12 protein-coding genes are annotated in these 16,393 nt (G+C 67.7%); 7 read left to right on the plus strand and 5 right to left on the minus strand.

Annotation, left to right across the window (positions count from 1 at the left end; genetic code table 11):
- Positions 1 to 636: 636 nt before the first annotated feature.
- Together AB0M27_RS33685 and AB0M27_RS33690 are read right to left on the minus strand one after the other, a co-directional pair.
- The gene (locus AB0M27_RS33685; protein WP_365727395.1) at positions 637 to 1,983 is read right to left on the minus strand and encodes a dihydrolipoamide acetyltransferase family protein; all 1,347 of its coding nucleotides are present in this window, start codon (positions 1,981 to 1,983) and stop codon (positions 637 to 639) included.
- Positions 1,984 to 2,025: 42 nt separating this feature from the next.
- Positions 2,026 to 4,212 (minus strand): thiamine pyrophosphate-dependent enzyme, encoded by a 2,187-nt coding sequence (locus AB0M27_RS33690; protein WP_365727397.1) that lies wholly within the window; start codon positions 4,210 to 4,212, stop codon positions 2,026 to 2,028.
- 163 nt (positions 4,213 to 4,375) lie between these two features.
- On the opposite strand from AB0M27_RS33690, the gene AB0M27_RS33695 reads away from it, so the two are divergent.
- Together AB0M27_RS33695 and AB0M27_RS33700 are read left to right on the plus strand one after the other, a co-directional pair.
- A complete protein-coding gene (locus AB0M27_RS33695) occupies positions 4,376 to 4,927 on the plus strand; it encodes a VOC family protein (RefSeq protein WP_365727399.1) in 552 nt (183 codons plus the stop codon).
- A gap of 19 nt (positions 4,928 to 4,946) precedes the next feature.
- The gene (locus AB0M27_RS33700; protein ID WP_365727401.1) at positions 4,947 to 5,591 is read left to right on the plus strand and encodes a GntR family transcriptional regulator; all 645 of its coding nucleotides are present in this window, start codon (positions 4,947 to 4,949) and stop codon (positions 5,589 to 5,591) included.
- A gap of 140 nt (positions 5,592 to 5,731) precedes the next feature.
- On the opposite strand, the gene AB0M27_RS33705 is transcribed toward AB0M27_RS33700, so the two are convergent.
- Positions 5,732 to 6,790: a LacI family DNA-binding transcriptional regulator gene (locus AB0M27_RS33705; RefSeq protein ID WP_365727403.1), complete on the minus strand. Its 1,059-nt coding sequence runs from the start codon at positions 6,788 to 6,790 to the stop codon at positions 5,732 to 5,734.
- 353 nt (positions 6,791 to 7,143) lie between these two features.
- Between AB0M27_RS33705 and AB0M27_RS33710 the strand changes: the two genes are divergently transcribed.
- The 4 genes from AB0M27_RS33710 to AB0M27_RS33725 all read left to right on the plus strand — a co-directional run bounded on the left by AB0M27_RS33710 (position 7,144) and on the right by AB0M27_RS33725 (position 14,515).
- Positions 7,144 to 8,091 (plus strand): NAD(P)-dependent oxidoreductase, encoded by a 948-nt coding sequence (locus AB0M27_RS33710; RefSeq protein WP_365727405.1) that lies wholly within the window; start codon positions 7,144 to 7,146, stop codon positions 8,089 to 8,091.
- Between the two features lie 149 nt (positions 8,092 to 8,240).
- Positions 8,241 to 9,485, plus strand: coding sequence for a Xaa-Pro peptidase family protein (locus tag AB0M27_RS33715; RefSeq protein ID WP_365727407.1), 1,245 nt, complete (start codon positions 8,241 to 8,243; stop codon positions 9,483 to 9,485).
- Between the two features lie 456 nt (positions 9,486 to 9,941).
- Positions 9,942 to 11,417, plus strand: a complete 1,476-nt coding sequence (locus tag AB0M27_RS33720; protein ID WP_365727409.1) for an NAD-dependent succinate-semialdehyde dehydrogenase — start codon at positions 9,942 to 9,944, stop codon at positions 11,415 to 11,417.
- A gap of 929 nt (positions 11,418 to 12,346) precedes the next feature.
- Positions 12,347 to 14,515, plus strand: coding sequence for an RICIN domain-containing protein (locus AB0M27_RS33725; protein ID WP_365727419.1), 2,169 nt, complete (start codon positions 12,347 to 12,349; stop codon positions 14,513 to 14,515).
- A gap of 392 nt (positions 14,516 to 14,907) precedes the next feature.
- On the opposite strand, the gene AB0M27_RS33730 is transcribed toward AB0M27_RS33725, so the two are convergent.
- Positions 14,908 to 15,249: a hypothetical protein gene (locus AB0M27_RS33730; protein ID WP_365727411.1), complete on the minus strand. Its 342-nt coding sequence runs from the start codon at positions 15,247 to 15,249 to the stop codon at positions 14,908 to 14,910.
- Positions 15,250 to 15,275: 26 nt separating this feature from the next.
- The gene (locus tag AB0M27_RS33735) at positions 15,276 to 15,467 is read right to left on the minus strand and encodes a hypothetical protein (protein WP_365727413.1); all 192 of its coding nucleotides are present in this window, start codon (positions 15,465 to 15,467) and stop codon (positions 15,276 to 15,278) included.
- A 340-nt stretch (positions 15,468 to 15,807) separates the two neighbouring features.
- Here AB0M27_RS33735 and AB0M27_RS33740 point away from each other — a divergent pair, with 340 nt between their 5' ends.
- Entirely contained in the window at positions 15,808 to 16,182 is a 375-nt protein-coding gene (locus AB0M27_RS33740; protein ID WP_365727415.1) for a hypothetical protein, read from the plus strand.
- Positions 16,183 to 16,393: the final 211 nt, after the last annotated feature.

The following is a 16,393-nucleotide window of genomic DNA, read 5'->3' on the forward strand; positions in this document are numbered from 1 at the left end:
ACCGGTACGACTTGAACGGCACACCCACCGGCCGGTCCTTGCAATCGGATGCGGCACCGCCCGATCCAGGCGCTGCGACCGATCGAGAGAAAGGCAAGTGGCTGGACAACGGTCGCCTGGTCGTCACAGCGGCCGCAGTTGCGACCAGACGATTGGCAATCGATTGCACGCTGCCCACATATTGTGGAGTGCGCCACATGGTGTCAAGGGGTCGGATAGTCTTGCCGTCGCACCGGACTACCCGGCATGCGAACGATTGCAGTGGGGGCGGCATCTCCTTGGAGTGCCGGCATGTGCAGCCGGGCGACGGGCGACGATCTCGATCTACGCCCGCTCCCCGGACCCGGACTTCCTGGTCCTGCCGCGGGGCCGCCGTGCCGTCATCCGTGGCACGCGGCCCACGAGCCGTGCACCGTCCACCCGCCGCGAAGGCAGGGCAGACTGCTTTACTCCCCCTGCAGGGCTTTCGATGATGGCTCGACGCCGGGCGTTTCCCCCCGACGCCGCCAGTCCGTCACCGGGGCTCCTGGCGGCTGCCCGGACCGGACTTCCATCGGCGGGCAACAGCGAGCTTCCGGCCGAAGAACAGCTAGGTCATCAAGGCCTCCAGTCTGCTGGGCAAGCGAGAGCGCGACGCTAAAGGAGCAGGAGCATCGGCTGCTCGACCGCTTTGGTGAACTCGCCCATCCAGCGCGCCGCGTCGGCGCCGTCGACGGCCCGGTGGTCGACGGAGAGCACCACGCGCATGACCGTCGCCGTGGTAAGCGTTCCGTCGTCGCTGACCGCCGGCTCTCGGCGGCCTGCGCCGACGGCGAGGATGGCCGCCTGGGGCGGGTTGATGATGGCGGCGAATTCCTCCACCCCGAACATGCCGAGGTTGGTGATGGTCAGGGTTCCGCCCTCAAGGTCGCTCTGGGCGAGCCGTCCGGCGCCGGCCTGCTCGACGTAGTCCTTGACCTCGCGGGCCACACTGCCCACAGGTCGCGCGTCCACGGACCTGACGACGGGGGTGACGAGGCCCCGGGGGGAGGCGATGGCAACACCGATGTCGACGGAGGCGTAGCGGAGCATTGTCTCGTCCTGCCATACGACATTCATCTGCGGTACCTGCTGGTGCGCATACGCCGCCGCCTTGATGACGAAGTCGTTGACCGAGACGCGGATGGCGGAGACCTGGTTGACCTCACTGCGCAGAGCCAACAGCGTGTCGATGCGGGCGCTGCCTTTGAGATAGAAGTGCGGGGCCTGCTGCTTGCTCCGGGTCAGGCGGGCGGCAATGGCACGCCGCAGGCGCGTGTGCGGGATGATCTCAGCCAGGCCGGGCGGTGCCGCCGCGGCCTTCCCGCCGGCCTCCGAAGCCGGCGCCGGTGGCCTGGCTGCCTCGGGCGGGGTCCGGCTGACATTGGTCGGTTCCGCCGCTGAGGTCTGGGCGGCGGAGCCGTTGGCCGCAGCCGCGCCACCGTCCACTCGGGCCGCGATCGCCCGTTCGACGTCCTTGCGGACGATCCGCCCGTGCGGTCCGGTGCCGTGGACGTCGGTCAGCGACAGTCCGGCCTGTTTCAGCAATCGCCTCGCAAGGGGACTGGCGAAGATCCGTTCATGTTCCTCGGTTGCAGCCGGTGCGGCGCCCAGTCCTTCCGGCAGGGGGGCGGGAGTACTGCCGGCCCGCGCGGTGGTGTCTGTGGAGGGACGTCGGGCGATTCCCAGCTGGCCGAGCACGGCGTTCAGGTCGGTGAAGTCCTCGCCTGGATCCAGTAGTACCGCGATGGGTGAGCCGACCTCCACGGTGCTGCCGGCCTCGGCGAGAATGCCGGCCAGCGTCGCGTCATGCTCCGCCTCCAGCTCGACCATCGCCTTGTCGGTTTCGATGACGGCGATGGGATCCCCGGCACCGAAGCTGCCGTGCTCCTTGACGAGCCACTGCGACAGCAACGCCTCGGTCGATCCTGCCGCCACCTCGGGCATATGCAGCAGCTTGGCCATGACCTCTCCTTGTGTCCTCTCGGCTGCGGGAATGCGGCGAGCTCAGTCGGCGTCGCAGATCTCACGGAGCCGGGCGATGATCTCCTCGGTGCCGGCGATGGCGGCGCGCTCGAGGACCTTGCTGATGCTCGGCGACGACTCAGCCCCTGTCACGCGCTGCACCGGCTGGTCCAGCCAGTCGAAGAGGCGGCGCTGGATCTCGTCGGCGAGCCAGCCACCGTAGGACGTGCCCACGGCGCCCTGCTCGACGATGAGAACGTTGTTGGTCTTCCTCACGCTCTCCTCGATCGCCTCCCAGTCGACGCCGGCCCGGTCCAGCCACCGCAGGTCGATGACATCGGCGTCGACCGTCTCGACCGCGTCCAGAGCCTCGAGGCACCGGTTCACCATCGACAGGTAGGAAATGACGGTCAGGTCCTTGCCGCGCCGCCTGAACGCGGCCTTTCCGACCGGGATGCAGTAGTCGAAGTCGTCGACCGGTCCGATGCCCGACGAGTTGTACAGGTCGACGTGCTCCAGGACGACGACGGGGTCCTTGCAGCGCAGGGCTGCGTTCATCATCCCCACGTAGTCGAACGGGGTGCTCGGCGCCGCGATGCGCAGGCCTGGGGCGGTGGCCAGCACTCCGGCGGGGTCCATGGTGTGCTGCGAGCCGTAGCCCGTGCCGGCGGCGATCTTGCTGCGCAGCACGAAGGGCATGTCGTTGTCGCCGCCGAACATGTGCCGGGCCTTGGCGACCTGGTTGAACAATTGGTCGGCTGCCACCCACATGAAATCGGCGTACATCAGTTCCGCGACCGGCTTGTAACGTCCGTCGAGGGCAATGCCGCCGCTGAGGCCGACGAATGCGTTCTCGCTGATGGGCGTGCCCAGAGTGCGCCCGGGGAAGTTGTCGGCGAGGTTCTTGGTGGCACCGTTGGTGCCGCCCTTCAGCTTGTGGACGTCCTCGCCCATGACGACGATGGAGTCGTCCTGCACCATGCGCCGCTGCATGACCTTGCTGACCACGTCGATGAACTTGACGGTGTCCGTGGCGCCGGTGAAGCTCTCTGCTTCCTCGAACCGCACGCCCTCGTCGAACTCGCTGAGGTCACCGCGGACGCCGACGTCGACGAAGCTCGTCTCGGGCCACTCCGACGCCTTGATCCGCCGCTGGCCGGGCTTGCCGTCGGGTACCGGTTCCAGCAGCTCGTCGCCAATGTCCGACATGGTGGTGGCTATGTCGACGGCTGCCTGGTCGATCTCTTCCTGGGTTGCCAGCGCACGGCGCAGCAGGTGCCGCTTGAGCATCTCGAGCGGGTCGCGCTCGCGCCAGCTCTTCTCCTCGTCCCTGTCCCGGTACCCGAAGGCACTGCCGGGGTAGGGGCCGTTCTGGTGGAAGAAACGGTAGACCTCGGCCTCGACGATCGTCGGGCCGCCTCCGGAACGCATGACGTCGAGCGCTTCCTGCATCGCCAGATGGACAGCCACCGGGTCCATGCCGTCCACACGCCAGCTGGGGATGTTGAAGCCCAGGCCACGGGCGGACAGCCGCGGCTCGGCGGTCGCCTCGCTCACATGGGTGGATACTGCGTACTGATTGTTCTCGATGAAGAAGCAGACGGGCAGTTTCCATGCTGCCGCGAGGTTGAACGTCTCCAGAACCGAGCCGATGTTCACGGCGCCGTCACCGAAGTAGGTCACCGACACGGCATCGGTACCGGCCCGTTGGTGGGCCCAGGCGAAGCCCGCGGCCTGCGGGACACCGCCGCCGACAATGGCGTTCGTGCCCATCGCGCCGGCCTCGCGCCATTGCAGGTGCATGGATCCGCCGCGGCCCCGGCAGAACCCCCGTTCGAGACCGCAGATCTCGGCCAGCGTGCGCTCCAGAACGGTCCGCACGCCCGGCGTGATTTTCGCCAGTGATCCGGACGGTGCATCGGCGACATGCGCGAACGCCTTGGCCAGGAACTGGTGGTGGCCGCGGTGGGTGCCGTTGATGAAGTCACTGCTGCGCAGAGGCAGCACCGAGCCGACGGATCCTCCCTCCTGCCCGATGCTCGAATGCGCAGGGCCGTGGATCAGCCCCTGGCCGGCGAGCTCCAGTACGTACTCCTCGAAGGAGCGGATCCACAACAGGTGACTGAGCATCCGGCGCAGGACATCGCCGTCGACGTTGTCCCAGTCCCTGTCGGTGGCCCGCAGTTCCACCCAGTTCGACGCCGCGCGCAGCCGGTGGTGCGTGGCCATGAAGCCTCCTCGACGTGGCTTGATACACGCCGGACCCTGACACACATTGGATCCAACGACAAGGTCGAAAACTGAAGATGTGGAGCAACTGGCGAGCTCTATGCCTCAGGCCGAGGGCCCACTAGTCTGAGCGCACAAAGATCGGATCCAATGGGAGGGACTCGTGAGGGAGTCAACATCCGGACTGCCCGGCCTGGCCGGGGTCGATCACTTCGGATTTACGGTCCCCGACCTCGACGAGGCACGGCATTTCCTCGTCGATGTCCTGGGGTGCGAGTTCATGTACACACTCGGCCCTTACCAGGACGACGGAACCTGGATGGCCGATCACCTCAACGTGGCGGCCGACACGGTGATGCGCCGCCTGCACTTCTTCCGCTGCGGCGGAGCGGCGATCTTCGAAGTGTTCGACTACGAAGCCGCGGACCGGCGCCGCGAACAGCCGCGGAACAGCGACGTCGGCGGTCACCACGTCGCCCTGTACGTCGAGGATCTCGACGCGGCCGTGGCATACCTGCACGAACGCGGAGTTCGGGTGCTCGGCGAACCGACCACGAGCAAGGGACCCAGCGCCGGCCAGCGGTGGGTGTACTTCCTCGCACCGTGGGGCATGCAGTTCGAACTGGTCTCGTACCCGGACGGTAAGGCGTTCGATAAGCTCCCCTCACCAGCGCAAACCATGCAAAAGCACCGGAGGGCACGTGGCGAGCACTAAGGCAGCGCTCAGGCCGGGCGTGGCCAGCAGGCGCATCGCGGAGCACCTGCGCGAGCAGATCCTCGCCGGCCAGCTGTCACCTGGTGAACGCATCGTCCAGGACGAGATCGCCGAGCAGTTCGGCGCAAGCCGCCTGCCCGTTCGAGAGGCTCTGCGCATCCTGGAATCCTCTGGCCTGGTGACGCTGCGCTCCAGCACCGGAGCGTGGGTCGCCACGATGGAGCAGCGCGACTGCGAGATCGCCTACAAGATCCGCGAACGGGTCGAGCCCCTGGCTCTGGTCGAATCACTCGCAGCGCTGAGCGACACCGACGTCGACCGCCTCGAGGAGATCCAGGCACAGATCGAAGCCTCCGACGATGTCGAGGACTTTCTGCACCTGGATCGCGAGCTGCACACACTCACCTACAGCGGATGCACCGTCACCGAGCTCAACAGCATGGTCAACCGATACTGGGACATGACACAGCACTATCGTCGCGCCTTCACCCGTCTGGCCGGCCCTGACCGCAAGTGGGTCATCAACGCCGAGCATCGGCTGCTCATCGAGGCCATCCAGCAACGAGACGTCGAAACGGCCGAACACGTGCTCATCGGCCACATCAAGCGCACCCGCCTCGAGCTGCTGCGCCATCCCGAGGTGTTCTCCAGTGAGCAGCACTGATGACACGGCCTCACAGGCATGGGTCCTGGCCGGGCAGCCTGCCTGGGCAGAGCCTGCACATTGTGCCTGAACAGCCCGCCGGCGAGCGTCTTCGGTGGTCAGGCCACGGCTGACCTCGTACACCTCTTGCGGGATGTGTCTCAGCCGCGCGTCGGCTTGCGGTCCACGGCGTCCGCGGTCGATTCCCGGATGACCAAATGCACGGGCAGCAGCACTGTCTTGGCCGCCCACACGGTGTCGTACGACAGATCCGAGCGGTCCAGCAGTTCCAGCAGCAGATGTGCGGCCTCCGCGCCGAGTTCGTGATGCGGCACATGGACGGTGGTCAGCGGCGGCTGGAACTCATCCGCGAACTGCATGTCGTTGAACCCGACTAGGGAGACGTCCTGCGGGCAGCGCAGTCCCCTCGCGCGCAGCACATGCAGCGCTCCGAGCGCGATCAGGTCGTTGCCGGCGACGATCGCCGTGGTGGCCGGGTGGCGGTCGAGAAGTTCACCCGTGGCCTGCTCTCCCGCTGCCACCGTGTACGCCCGGGCCGGTATGACCGGCGCCTGGTCCGGGCCGATCCCTGCGCTCTCCATTGCATGCCGAAAGGCCCGGGCCCGGGTGATCCCGGTGGACATGTCCTGTGGGCCGGACACGTGGGCGACATGGCGGTGCCCTCGCTCCAGCAAATGCTCGGCCGCGAGCGACACACCGGCGCTGTCATCGCCCGCGACGAACGGGAAGAGCTTCCGGTCGGTGCAACGGTTGAGGAGCACGATGGGCACTCCGGACTTGCGCGCCTCGTCCAGCAGCGGGTGTTTGCGCCGCGCGGTGGCGACGATGAACCCGTCGACCTGACGCCCCAGCAGGACGTCGAACTGGTGGCGCTCCTTGTCCTCGTCGCTGTCCGTATTGGCCAGCAGCGCGGTGTAGCCCCGAGGCGCAAGGGCCGCCTCGATGCCCCGTGCCATGGGCGGGAACAGCGGATTGATGAGGTCCGGCATGAGGACCCCGACCGTAAACGAACGGTTCATCCGCAGGCTGCGGGCGGCGGTGTTGGGGGTGAACCCCAGCTCCTCCGCGGCGGCCCTGACCCGCCTGGCCGTCACCGGGCTCACCCGACCGCTCGTGCGGGGATTGAGGGCACGGGACGCCGTAGCTTGGTGAACCCCGGCGAGTCGTGCGACGTCGGACAGGGTGGGGCGCGTGCTCACGTGCGCAGTCTAGGGATGTCCGCCACGTCACCACAACCGATCGCCTCGGTGATGCAACGACCACCGCTTCAACCCACTTGACAGGCCTGCAGTCGCGGAGCAAGCATAACTTGGCAATCGATTGCAGAGCACATACGGCGAGCGGCGCCCGCACCCGCTCGCTGCGGACACGATGTGTAATCACCACAGATCAAGTGCTCCCTTTCTCATCGCGTGCCAGGCATGACCGGTGCCTTCTTAGAGCAACCGAGCGCATGTCACCGAGCCCGTGTCGGCTCCTCCGCTGCGGCGGGGGTTTCCGCCGGTCGGCATGCCGGCCCTGCTGCGCCGTCTTCCAGGAGTGAGGAAAAACCATGACGTATGTCGCCACCAACCGCCCCCGCATCGGCTGGATCGGTACCGGCCGTATGGGATACCAGCTGGCAGGCCGTCTGCTCGACGCCGGCCACGATGTCGCCGTCTACAACCGGACCCGGGCCAAGGCCGAGCCGCTGTCCGAGAAGGGCGCGACGATCGTCGACCGGCCCGAGGAACTCGCCGACCGGGACGTCGTGTTCGTGATGGTCTCCGCCTCCGCGGACCTGGAGTCGGTCACCACCGGCCCCGGGGGCGTGCTGACCGCGAAGAACGTCGCACCGGGCGTACTGATCGACAGCTCCACGGTGTCCACCCAGGTCTCCGCCCTCGTACGGGAAGCGGCCGCCAAGCGCGGCACCGACTTCCTGGCTGCGCCGGTCAGTGGCAACCCGAAGGTGATCACGGCCGGCAAGCTGACCGTCGCGGTCTCCGGTCCGCGCGAGGTGTTCGATGCCGTCGAGCCCCTGCTGAACCTGCTGGGCCGCGGTGTGACCTACGTCGGTGAGGACGAGGTGGCCCGCCTGGTCAAGATCGCGCACAACGTCTTTCTGGGTGTCGTCACCCAGTCGCTGGCCGAGATCACGCTGCTCGCGGAGAAGGGCGGCGTCAAACGCTCCGCGTTCCTTGAGTTCCTCAATGACTCGGTGATGGGCTCGGTTTTCACCAAGTACAAGTCGCCGGCGTTGGTCAACCTTGATTTCAAGCCGACCTTCACCAACATCCTGCTGCGCAAGGACTTCGACCTCGCACTGGCCGCTGCCCGCGAACTGGAGGTTCCGATGCCCGTGGCCTCGGCCACCGCGCAGTTCGTCCAGGCGGCGATCGGCGCCGGTCACACCGAAGAGGACTTCGCCACCCTGATCCTCGAGCAGGCACGCCGCTGCGGCATCACGCTGGAAGCGGAGAACGTGACGATGGACGACGGCCTCACCCCCCGGTCCTGAGCGTTCGGCCCACCAGCACCAGGAGCCCGCACGGGTTCGCCAAGCCCGCCGCCAGGCGACAACGCCCCTCCTCCGACCGCCCGCACGGCCCCTCGCCGGTTTCCCGGGCAACGTGACAAAGGACGAACCACACGATGACAGTGACGAGCGTGAGCGCCTCACGCCCCATCCCGGCCCACGGACACAGCGCAGTCGACTACGAGATGCGCGTGGACTACGACCGGCTGCGGTCCTACCGACTGGAGCGCGCCCGTGGCGTGCTGGACGCCAGCGAGTGCGGTGCTTTCCTGCTGTTCGACTTCTACAACATCCGTTACACCACGCAAACCTGGATCGGCGGCGCCCTCGGGGACAAGATGACCCGGTACGCCCTGCTGACCCGCGGTGGAGACCCGGTGCTGTGGGACTTCGGTTCCGCCGCCAGACATCACCAGTTGTTCGCCCCGTGGCTGAAGCCCGAAAACTCCCGTGCCGGCATGCTGGGCATGCGCGGCGCCATCGCTCCGGACGCCGGCCTGATGGCCTCGGCGGTACGCGAGATCAAGGGCATGCTCGAGGACGCGGGTGTGGCGGACCTGCCGGTCGGTGTGGACATCGTCGAGCCGCCGTTCCTGTTCGAGATGCAGCGGCAGGGACTGAAGGTCGTCGACGCCCAGCAGATGATGCTCGACGCCCGGACCATCAAATCGCCGGACGAAATCGCCCTGCTGTCCATGGCCGCGGCCATGGTGGACGGGGTCTATCAGGACATCGTCGACGTGCTCAAGCCCGGCATCCGGGAGAACGAGATCGTCGCGTTGGCCAACAAGCGCCTGTACGAGATGGGCTCCGACCAGGTGGAGGCCATCAACGCGGTCTCCGGCGAGCGCTGCAACCCGCACCCGCACAACTTCTCCGACCGCCTCATCCGCCCCGGGGACCAGGCGTTCTTCGACATCATCCAGTCCTATAACGGCTACCGCACCTGTTACTACCGCACTTTCGCGGTCGGCAGCGCCACCAGCTCGCAGCGTGACGCCTACACCAGGGCCCGCGAGTGGATGGACGCCGCCATCGCCGTGGTGAAGCCGGGGGTCGGCACCGACCAGGTGGCTCGGGTGTGGCCGGCCGCAACCGAGTTCGGTTTCGCCAACGAGATGGCCGCCTTCGGTCTGCAGTTCGGCCATGGGCTGGGCCTCGGTCTGCACGAGCGGCCCATCATCAGCCGGCTGAACAGCCTGGACAACCCCGTGGAGATCCAGGAGGGCATGGTCTTCGCCCTGGAAACCTACTGCCCGGCCTCGGACGGCTTCTCCGCGGCACGAATAGAAGAGGAGGTCGTGGTCACCGCCGACGGACCACAGATCCTCACGAAGTTCCCGGCGCAGGAGCTCTTCGTCGCCAACGCGTACTGACGGGACCCACCCGACGGCCCGGGCCCGTGCGGCGGGCCCGTGCCCCGTGCCACGGCACACGCGGTGCTCATGTCCCCGTGAGCGGAGCCGTCCTCGCCCCCTGGAGGCCGGCCGCCGTATGAAACCGCTCAGCAGCACCTTTCGCAGCGAACCGTGGCGACGGCCGGGTGGGCGGCCCGCCCAGACCCGTGGCGGCGACGGGAGAGACGGCCGCCCGGACAACCGGAGACATATCCCGGGCGCCGTCGTGGCAACGTCGAACGATCGCGGAGGACCCCTCCGGCTTTGCCGCAGGAGTACCAAGCCGGTGGCCAGGATCGCCGAGGAGCCCTGCCTCGCCCCCCTCGGCACCGGTCCGCATCACCGCTCATGGCACCACCCACCGCTGCCACGCCGGACAACCTGGCGGTCACGCAGCGGACCTCATCATCGGAACGTGCAGAAGGCGATGAATCAGTGAGTGCACACCACTCGGGCTCCCCCGCCCGGCTCCGTATCGACAAGCTCCCCACCGACCTGTTCATCGGCGGCCACTGGCAGCCGTCGAGCGACGGCTCCCGTATCGATGTCGTGGACCCGGCCACCGGCGAAAAGCTCGCCGATGTCGCCAGCGCGACCACCGAGGATGCCCTCGCTGCTGTGACCGCGGCCGATGCCGCCCTTCCCGGCTGGGCCGCCACCCCACCCCGGCAGCGGGCCGAGCTCCTTCGCCGCGCCTTTGACCTGATGACCCGACGAGCGGAGGAATTCGCCGAGCTGATCGTCCTGGAGAACGGCAAGACCCTCGCCGACGCCCGCGGCGAGGTGGTCTACGCCGCGGAGTTCTTCCGCTGGTACGCCGAGGAGGCCGTGCGGACCCTGGGCAGCGTCCAGACCGCGCCGTCCGGCTCGAACAAGATCCTCGTGCTGCGCCAGCCGGTAGGCGTCTCGGTCCTCGTCACACCGTGGAACTTCCCCGCCGCGATGGCCACCCGGAAGATCGGTCCGGCGCTGGCGGCCGGCTGCACCGTGGTCCTGAAGCCCGCCAGTGACACACCGCTGACCGCGCTGGCCGTCGCCGCCCTCCTCGAGGAGGTGGGCTTGCCCGCCGGTGTGGTGAACGTGCTGCCCTCCCGCCGCTCTGGGGCGGTCGTCGGCGCGATGCTGGACGACCCACGGGTACGCAAGCTGTCGTTCACGGGTTCCACCGAGGTCGGCCGGGTCCTGCTGGCTGCCGCATCCAGGACCGTGGTCAACTGCTCGATGGAGCTCGGCGGCAACGCGCCGTTCCTGGTCTTCGCCGACGCCGACCTGGACGAAGCGGTGGCCGGTGCCCTGGTGGCGAAGATGCGCAACGGCGGTGAGGCGTGCACGGCCGCGAACCGCTTCTACGTCGAGGTATCGGTCGCGGACGAGTTCACCCGTCGGCTGGCCGAGGCGATGGGCGCCCTGAAGGTCGGCCCCGGCCTCGACGACGGAGTGCAGGTCGGCCCGCTCGTCAACGCGGAAAGCCGGGACAAGGTGGCCGAACTCGTCACGGGCACCGTGCGGGCCGGCGCCTCGCTGGTGACCGGCGGCCGGCCGCTCGAGGGCGCCGGTCACTACTACCCGCCAACGGTGCTCAAGGACGTGCCCCCCGGCGCGCCGGTGCTGGAGGAGGAGATCTTCGGCCCGGTCGCTCCCGTCGTCAGCTTCACCACCGAGGACGAGGCGATCGAGCTGGCCAACGCTACGGAGTACGGTCTGGTCTCCTACGTCTACACCTCCGACCTGGCCCGCGGCCTGCGGGTGAGCGAGCGTCTGGACTCCGGCATGGTGGGGCTCAACCGCGGTGTCGTGTCGGATCCGGCAGCACCGTTCGGCGGTACCAAGCAGAGCGGCATCGGCCGCGAGGGTGGTCATGAGGGGCTGCTCGACTACACGGAGTCCAAGTACATCGCCCTGTCGTGGTGACCGCATACCGTAACCCGGACACATCACACGGTCCGCCGTCAGGCTGACGGCAACGCCCAGCCACGGGCGATCCCGGTCGGCCGCGGCCTGGATCGCCCGGGCACCGAACCCTCACATGGCGTGCCGCTCGTACGCCACGACCGGCCGCCCTGCACCGGTCCCGCTCGCACCACCCCGCCCCTGGGACATCGAAGTCCTGGACGGAAAGGACTCCTTCGGAACGGAGCGCTCCCAAGTCGCCTCCGCGGCACCGGACACGATCTACGTCAACGGGCGGATCCGGCCAGGGCCGGAAACGGGTCGGCCGCCGCTTCCAGCGAGCGGCGGGCGCACGGGGCGTAGGCGGGAGCTCTGCCAGTCTCCGCCACACGTCCGGGAGGGGCAGCGGCGAGGTGAAGGGGTAACCCTGGTCGATCTCGGTGACCGCGACGCATGCGTAGGAGGCCGTGATCTCTCGCCCAAGCAGTTCCTGGCCGAAGTCGCCATGCCGACCTGGTCGCTGACCGCATCTCCTGTTCCGATGGTGCCGGGTCGGCCGTGCGGTGCATCGTCCCAGGTCTTGTACTCCAGGCCGGCGGTGTACGTGCCGACCCGTGTGAGCGGGGTGAGGGTCCAGTACGGCTTCGGCGACAACAACGTCACCGGACGCATCCTCGTCGTCGGCCTGAAGACGGGCACGACGGTGGCACCGCTCGACCATCCGGGTCCGCGGGCGCCACGGCGCCCCCGGACAGTGGTCGTTGTTTGCACGGAACATAGTTCACGACTTTTCTTTCGCCGTATATTGACGGCTCGTCGGGTGGCGCCTAACGTCCGATCAACCTCTCGCCCATCAGGCGCACTAGGAGACACGCGTGACAAACGTTCTCGCTGTGCTCGTCCGAGCCCACCGTCACCGCAGACGCACAACCGCCCTCACGACTGCGCTCCTGCTGCCGGCCGCCGCCGGCGTCGCGCTGGTCTCGGCCCCGAGCGCCGGCGCTGCGACCATCCCCACCGTCCCCACCACCGTCGTGAACGCGAACAGCGGCAAGTGTGTTGACGCGCGTGCCGCGGCCACCGGTAACGGCACCGCTGTGCAGCAGTACACCTGCAACGGCACCGGCGCCCAGTCCTGGCAGTTCACCGCGACCGACGGTGGCTACTACCGGATCGGCGTGGCCTCCGCGCCGAACCAGGTCTGGGACGAGACCGATCTCTCCACCGCCGACGGCGCGCTGACCCAGCTGTGGCTCTACGGCAGCGGCGCCAACCAGCAGTGGCTGCCGGTCGCCGAGGCTTCCGGGACGTACCACTTCGTCAACCGCAACAGCGGCAAGTGCCTCGATGTGCCGTCGGCGTCCACCGCCGACAGCGTCCAGCTGCAGCAGTACACCTGCAACGGCACCGGCGCCCAGTCCTTCACGCTCACCGGCGGCATCAACCCGCCGCCCAGCACCCCGGACTTCGGCCCCAACGTCACGGTGTTCGACCCGTCGATGCCGACGTCCACCATCCAGTCGAAGATCAACTCGGTCTACAGCACCCAGCAGACCAACGAGTTCGGCACGCAGCGCAACGCCCTGCTGTTCACCCCCGGCACGTACAACGTCGACATACCAGTCGGCTACTACACCCAGGTCGCCGGGCTGGGCCTGTCACCGGACCAGGTGTCGATCACGGGCGGCGGCGTGCACGTCGAAGGGCATACCAACGACGGCAACGCCACCCAGAACTTCTGGCGTGACGCCGAGAACATGTCGGTGAGCCCCAGCTCGGGAAGCACCATGTGGGCCGTCTCGCAGGCCGACCCGTTCCGGCGCATGGACGTGCACGGCAGCATGAAGCTGTGGGACGACACCCACGGCACCAGTACCAACTGGTCCAGTGGCGGCTACATCGGCGACTCCCGGGTCTCCGGCCAGATCAACTCCGGGACCCAGCAGCAGTTCCTCACCCAGGACACCGCCATGGACGGCGGCTGGACCGGGCACAACTGGAACATGGTCTTCGTCGGCGACACCGGCGCCCCGGCGACCAGCTTCCCCAACCCGCAGTACACCACCGTCGCCCAGAGCCCCGTGATGCGCGAGAAGCCGTTCATCTACGTCGACGGCTCGGGCAACTGGCAGGTGTTCGTCCCGTCGGTGCGCACCAATGTCCAGGGCCCGGACTGGATCAACGGCACCGCTCCGGGCACCTCGCTGTCGATCAGCCAGTTCTACATCGTCAAGCCCGGTGACACCGCCACGACGATCAACAACGCGCTCGCCGCGGGCCAGAACCTGATCGTCACCCCGGGCGTCTACCACCTGTCCGCCCCACTGAACATCACCCGCCCCGACACGGTGGTCCTGGGACTGGGCCTGGCCACCCTCGTGCCGGACAACGGCGTCACCGCGATCACCACCGCAGACGTCGACGGCATCGACATCGCCGGGCTGCTGATCAGCGCGAACACCACCAACTCCAACACCCTCATGCAGGTCGGCCCGGCCGGTTCGAGCGCCGGGCACAGCGCCGACCCGATCGTGCTCCACGACGTGTTCTTCCGCATCGGCGGCGACATCGCCGGCAAGGCCACCCAGACACTGGTGATCAACAGCAACGACGTCATCGGCGACGACCTGTGGCTGTGGCGGGCGGACCACACCAACGGCGTCGGCTGGACGACCAACCCGGCCGTCAACGGGCTGATCGTCAACGGCAACAACGTCACCATGTACGGCCTGGCGGTCGAGCACTACCAGAAGTACCAGACCACCTGGAACGGCAACGGCGGCCGCACGTACTTCTACCAGAGCGAGACCCCCTACGACGTGCCCGACCAGTCCAGCTGGACGACCAGCGGAGGCGACCTCGGCTACGCCTCGTACAAGGTGGCCAACTCGGTCACCTCCCACGAGGCATGGGGGGTGGGTGTCTACGCCTATCTCCGCGACAACCCCTCCGTCGTACTCGGCCACGCCATCGAGGTGCCCACCACGTCCACGGTGAAGTTCCACAGCATGGTTACTACGGTCCTGGGCGGCGCCGGCACCATCAACCACGTCATCGACAACACCGGCAGCCAGGTCACCCCCAGCAACAACGTGGCCTACCTGGTCAGCTACCCATAAGTCGGGCGCAGACCTGACGGCACACGGGAAAGGGCCCGGCATGGATCGCGAGGGCCCGGGCGATGAGACCGCCCGGGCCCTCGCGGTAGAGCGGAACCAGACCTTCTGCAGGGCGAAGCCCAGCGTCGTCGTCTCTCCCTTTCTGATCTTCACCGTCATGGTCTGTGGCTGACAGCCGTTGTCCGAGCAGATCACTTGCAGCGCGTTGTTCCGGACATCGAGCCACAGCTGGCAGTAGCCGCTCGCATCGGTCCTGAGCGGGCAGTGGGTCGCGTCACGGTCACGTGCCGGGTCCTCAAGCTCGCCAGACAGCCCTACTACCGCCGGCTCAGCCACCCGGTGACGAAACCGTCATGACCGCTCCCGCCCTCCGGGCCGCGTGACAGAACCTGTCACCCAGGCCTGGGGATCCATCCGGTCTGCGTCGTGCAGGTCATAGTGATCTGATCGCCCAACGGGACGAACACGACGACACGTTCGAACCCCTGTCCGCAGAAGTCGATCTGCGCCCGGTTCTTCCGGCGAAGGGCCGTCAGTGCCTGGGGCAGTTGCTCGATGACCGATGACAGGTCGTAGGAAATGTCGACGGGCCATGGACCCTGGCCGAACCCTGCCACACGGAAACGGCAGTCGGTCTCGGCCAGAAGCTCACAGGCATCCATCACCAGCGACTCGTAGTCCTCGGCGAGGTCGAGGTCATGTGCCACCGGGGTGTCGAAGGTGGGTGGAGACACGGTCATACGGAATCGCACGGGGCTGCTCACTTCTTCGGGATCGGGAACGCCGTCTTGCAGGAACCATCGGGTTTGGGGACAAGCCCCGGGTAATTGGCCTCGGCTATCTCGCCGTAGGGCATGATGACCTGCCCCGTCCCCGGCGGCAGTTCCACCTCACGCACCCCACCGTTGGGGTCGTGATGCGACTTCGGGAACTCCAGGCGTTGTCCAGCCATTGCCCCTGCTCATTGCCCATGCTGCGGGCGCGGTCGGTAAGGCTCTTGGTGTTTTTCACCCCCGCTCCGTGCTCGCTGAAGGTGTGGCCGAAGGTCGGCCGGCCACGCGTGTTCCAGTTGAGCTCGTCGGGGTGAGTCGACGGCTGACGATACGGGCGTCGTGGCTCAAGGCAGACTCGGCCTCCGAGACCTCTGTCAGCGCACGCCGACAAACGGCGGGGCCACCTCCTCCGTACCTGGAAGCCCGCAGCACTCCGCCCCCATCGCCTCGTTTGGCCTCGGCACCCTCGGTCACGGCGGACTCTGCGTCTCCTTCGCCGGAAGCGGGTACGAATCCCGCATGCAGCACAACAGCGCGCGCCTGAAGGCAGCGTGGATCTGCCTTCTCATCGTCGGTGTCGGCATCCTGATCTTCGGTGTCGTCGCCGCGGTCGCACCGGGGGCCGACGACGAGCAACTCATGCGGGCCGACGGTGTGGCCGCGACCGGTATGGGCCTGTTCGGCGTGTTGATCACCCTCGTTCCGTTCCGCCGCGGGGAACGGTGGGCGTGGTATGCGCAGTGGTACTACCCGGCCTTCTGGATCGCCCACTTGGCGGGAGGGCTGCCGCCGGGCAAGGACCATGTGCACCAGGTGGTGTTCATCGTTCTGTCGCTCGCCGGGCTGCTGCTGCCCGTTCGCGTCTTCTTCCCCCGCGTGACGACCACCGCCTGACCTGGGCACCCGTCAGCGCTCGTGCGTACCCGAGCCGGTGAACGGGACCGTGGGCGTAGTCGCGGTGTTCTGCCCGCTGTTCGGCGACGGGATGGTGAGCAGGCGAGTGGTTGGTCAGCGTCGCTGATCAGCTAAGCGAACCTATGCGAACCGTGGGGCTCGGTGTGGGTTCTGCCCATCTTGGTGGGGCTGCGTGAGCGTGGAGGTGGAA

The organism is Streptomyces sp. NPDC052107, from assembly GCF_040680215.1.
GTDB lineage: Bacteria > Actinomycetota > Actinomycetes > Streptomycetales > Streptomycetaceae > Streptomyces.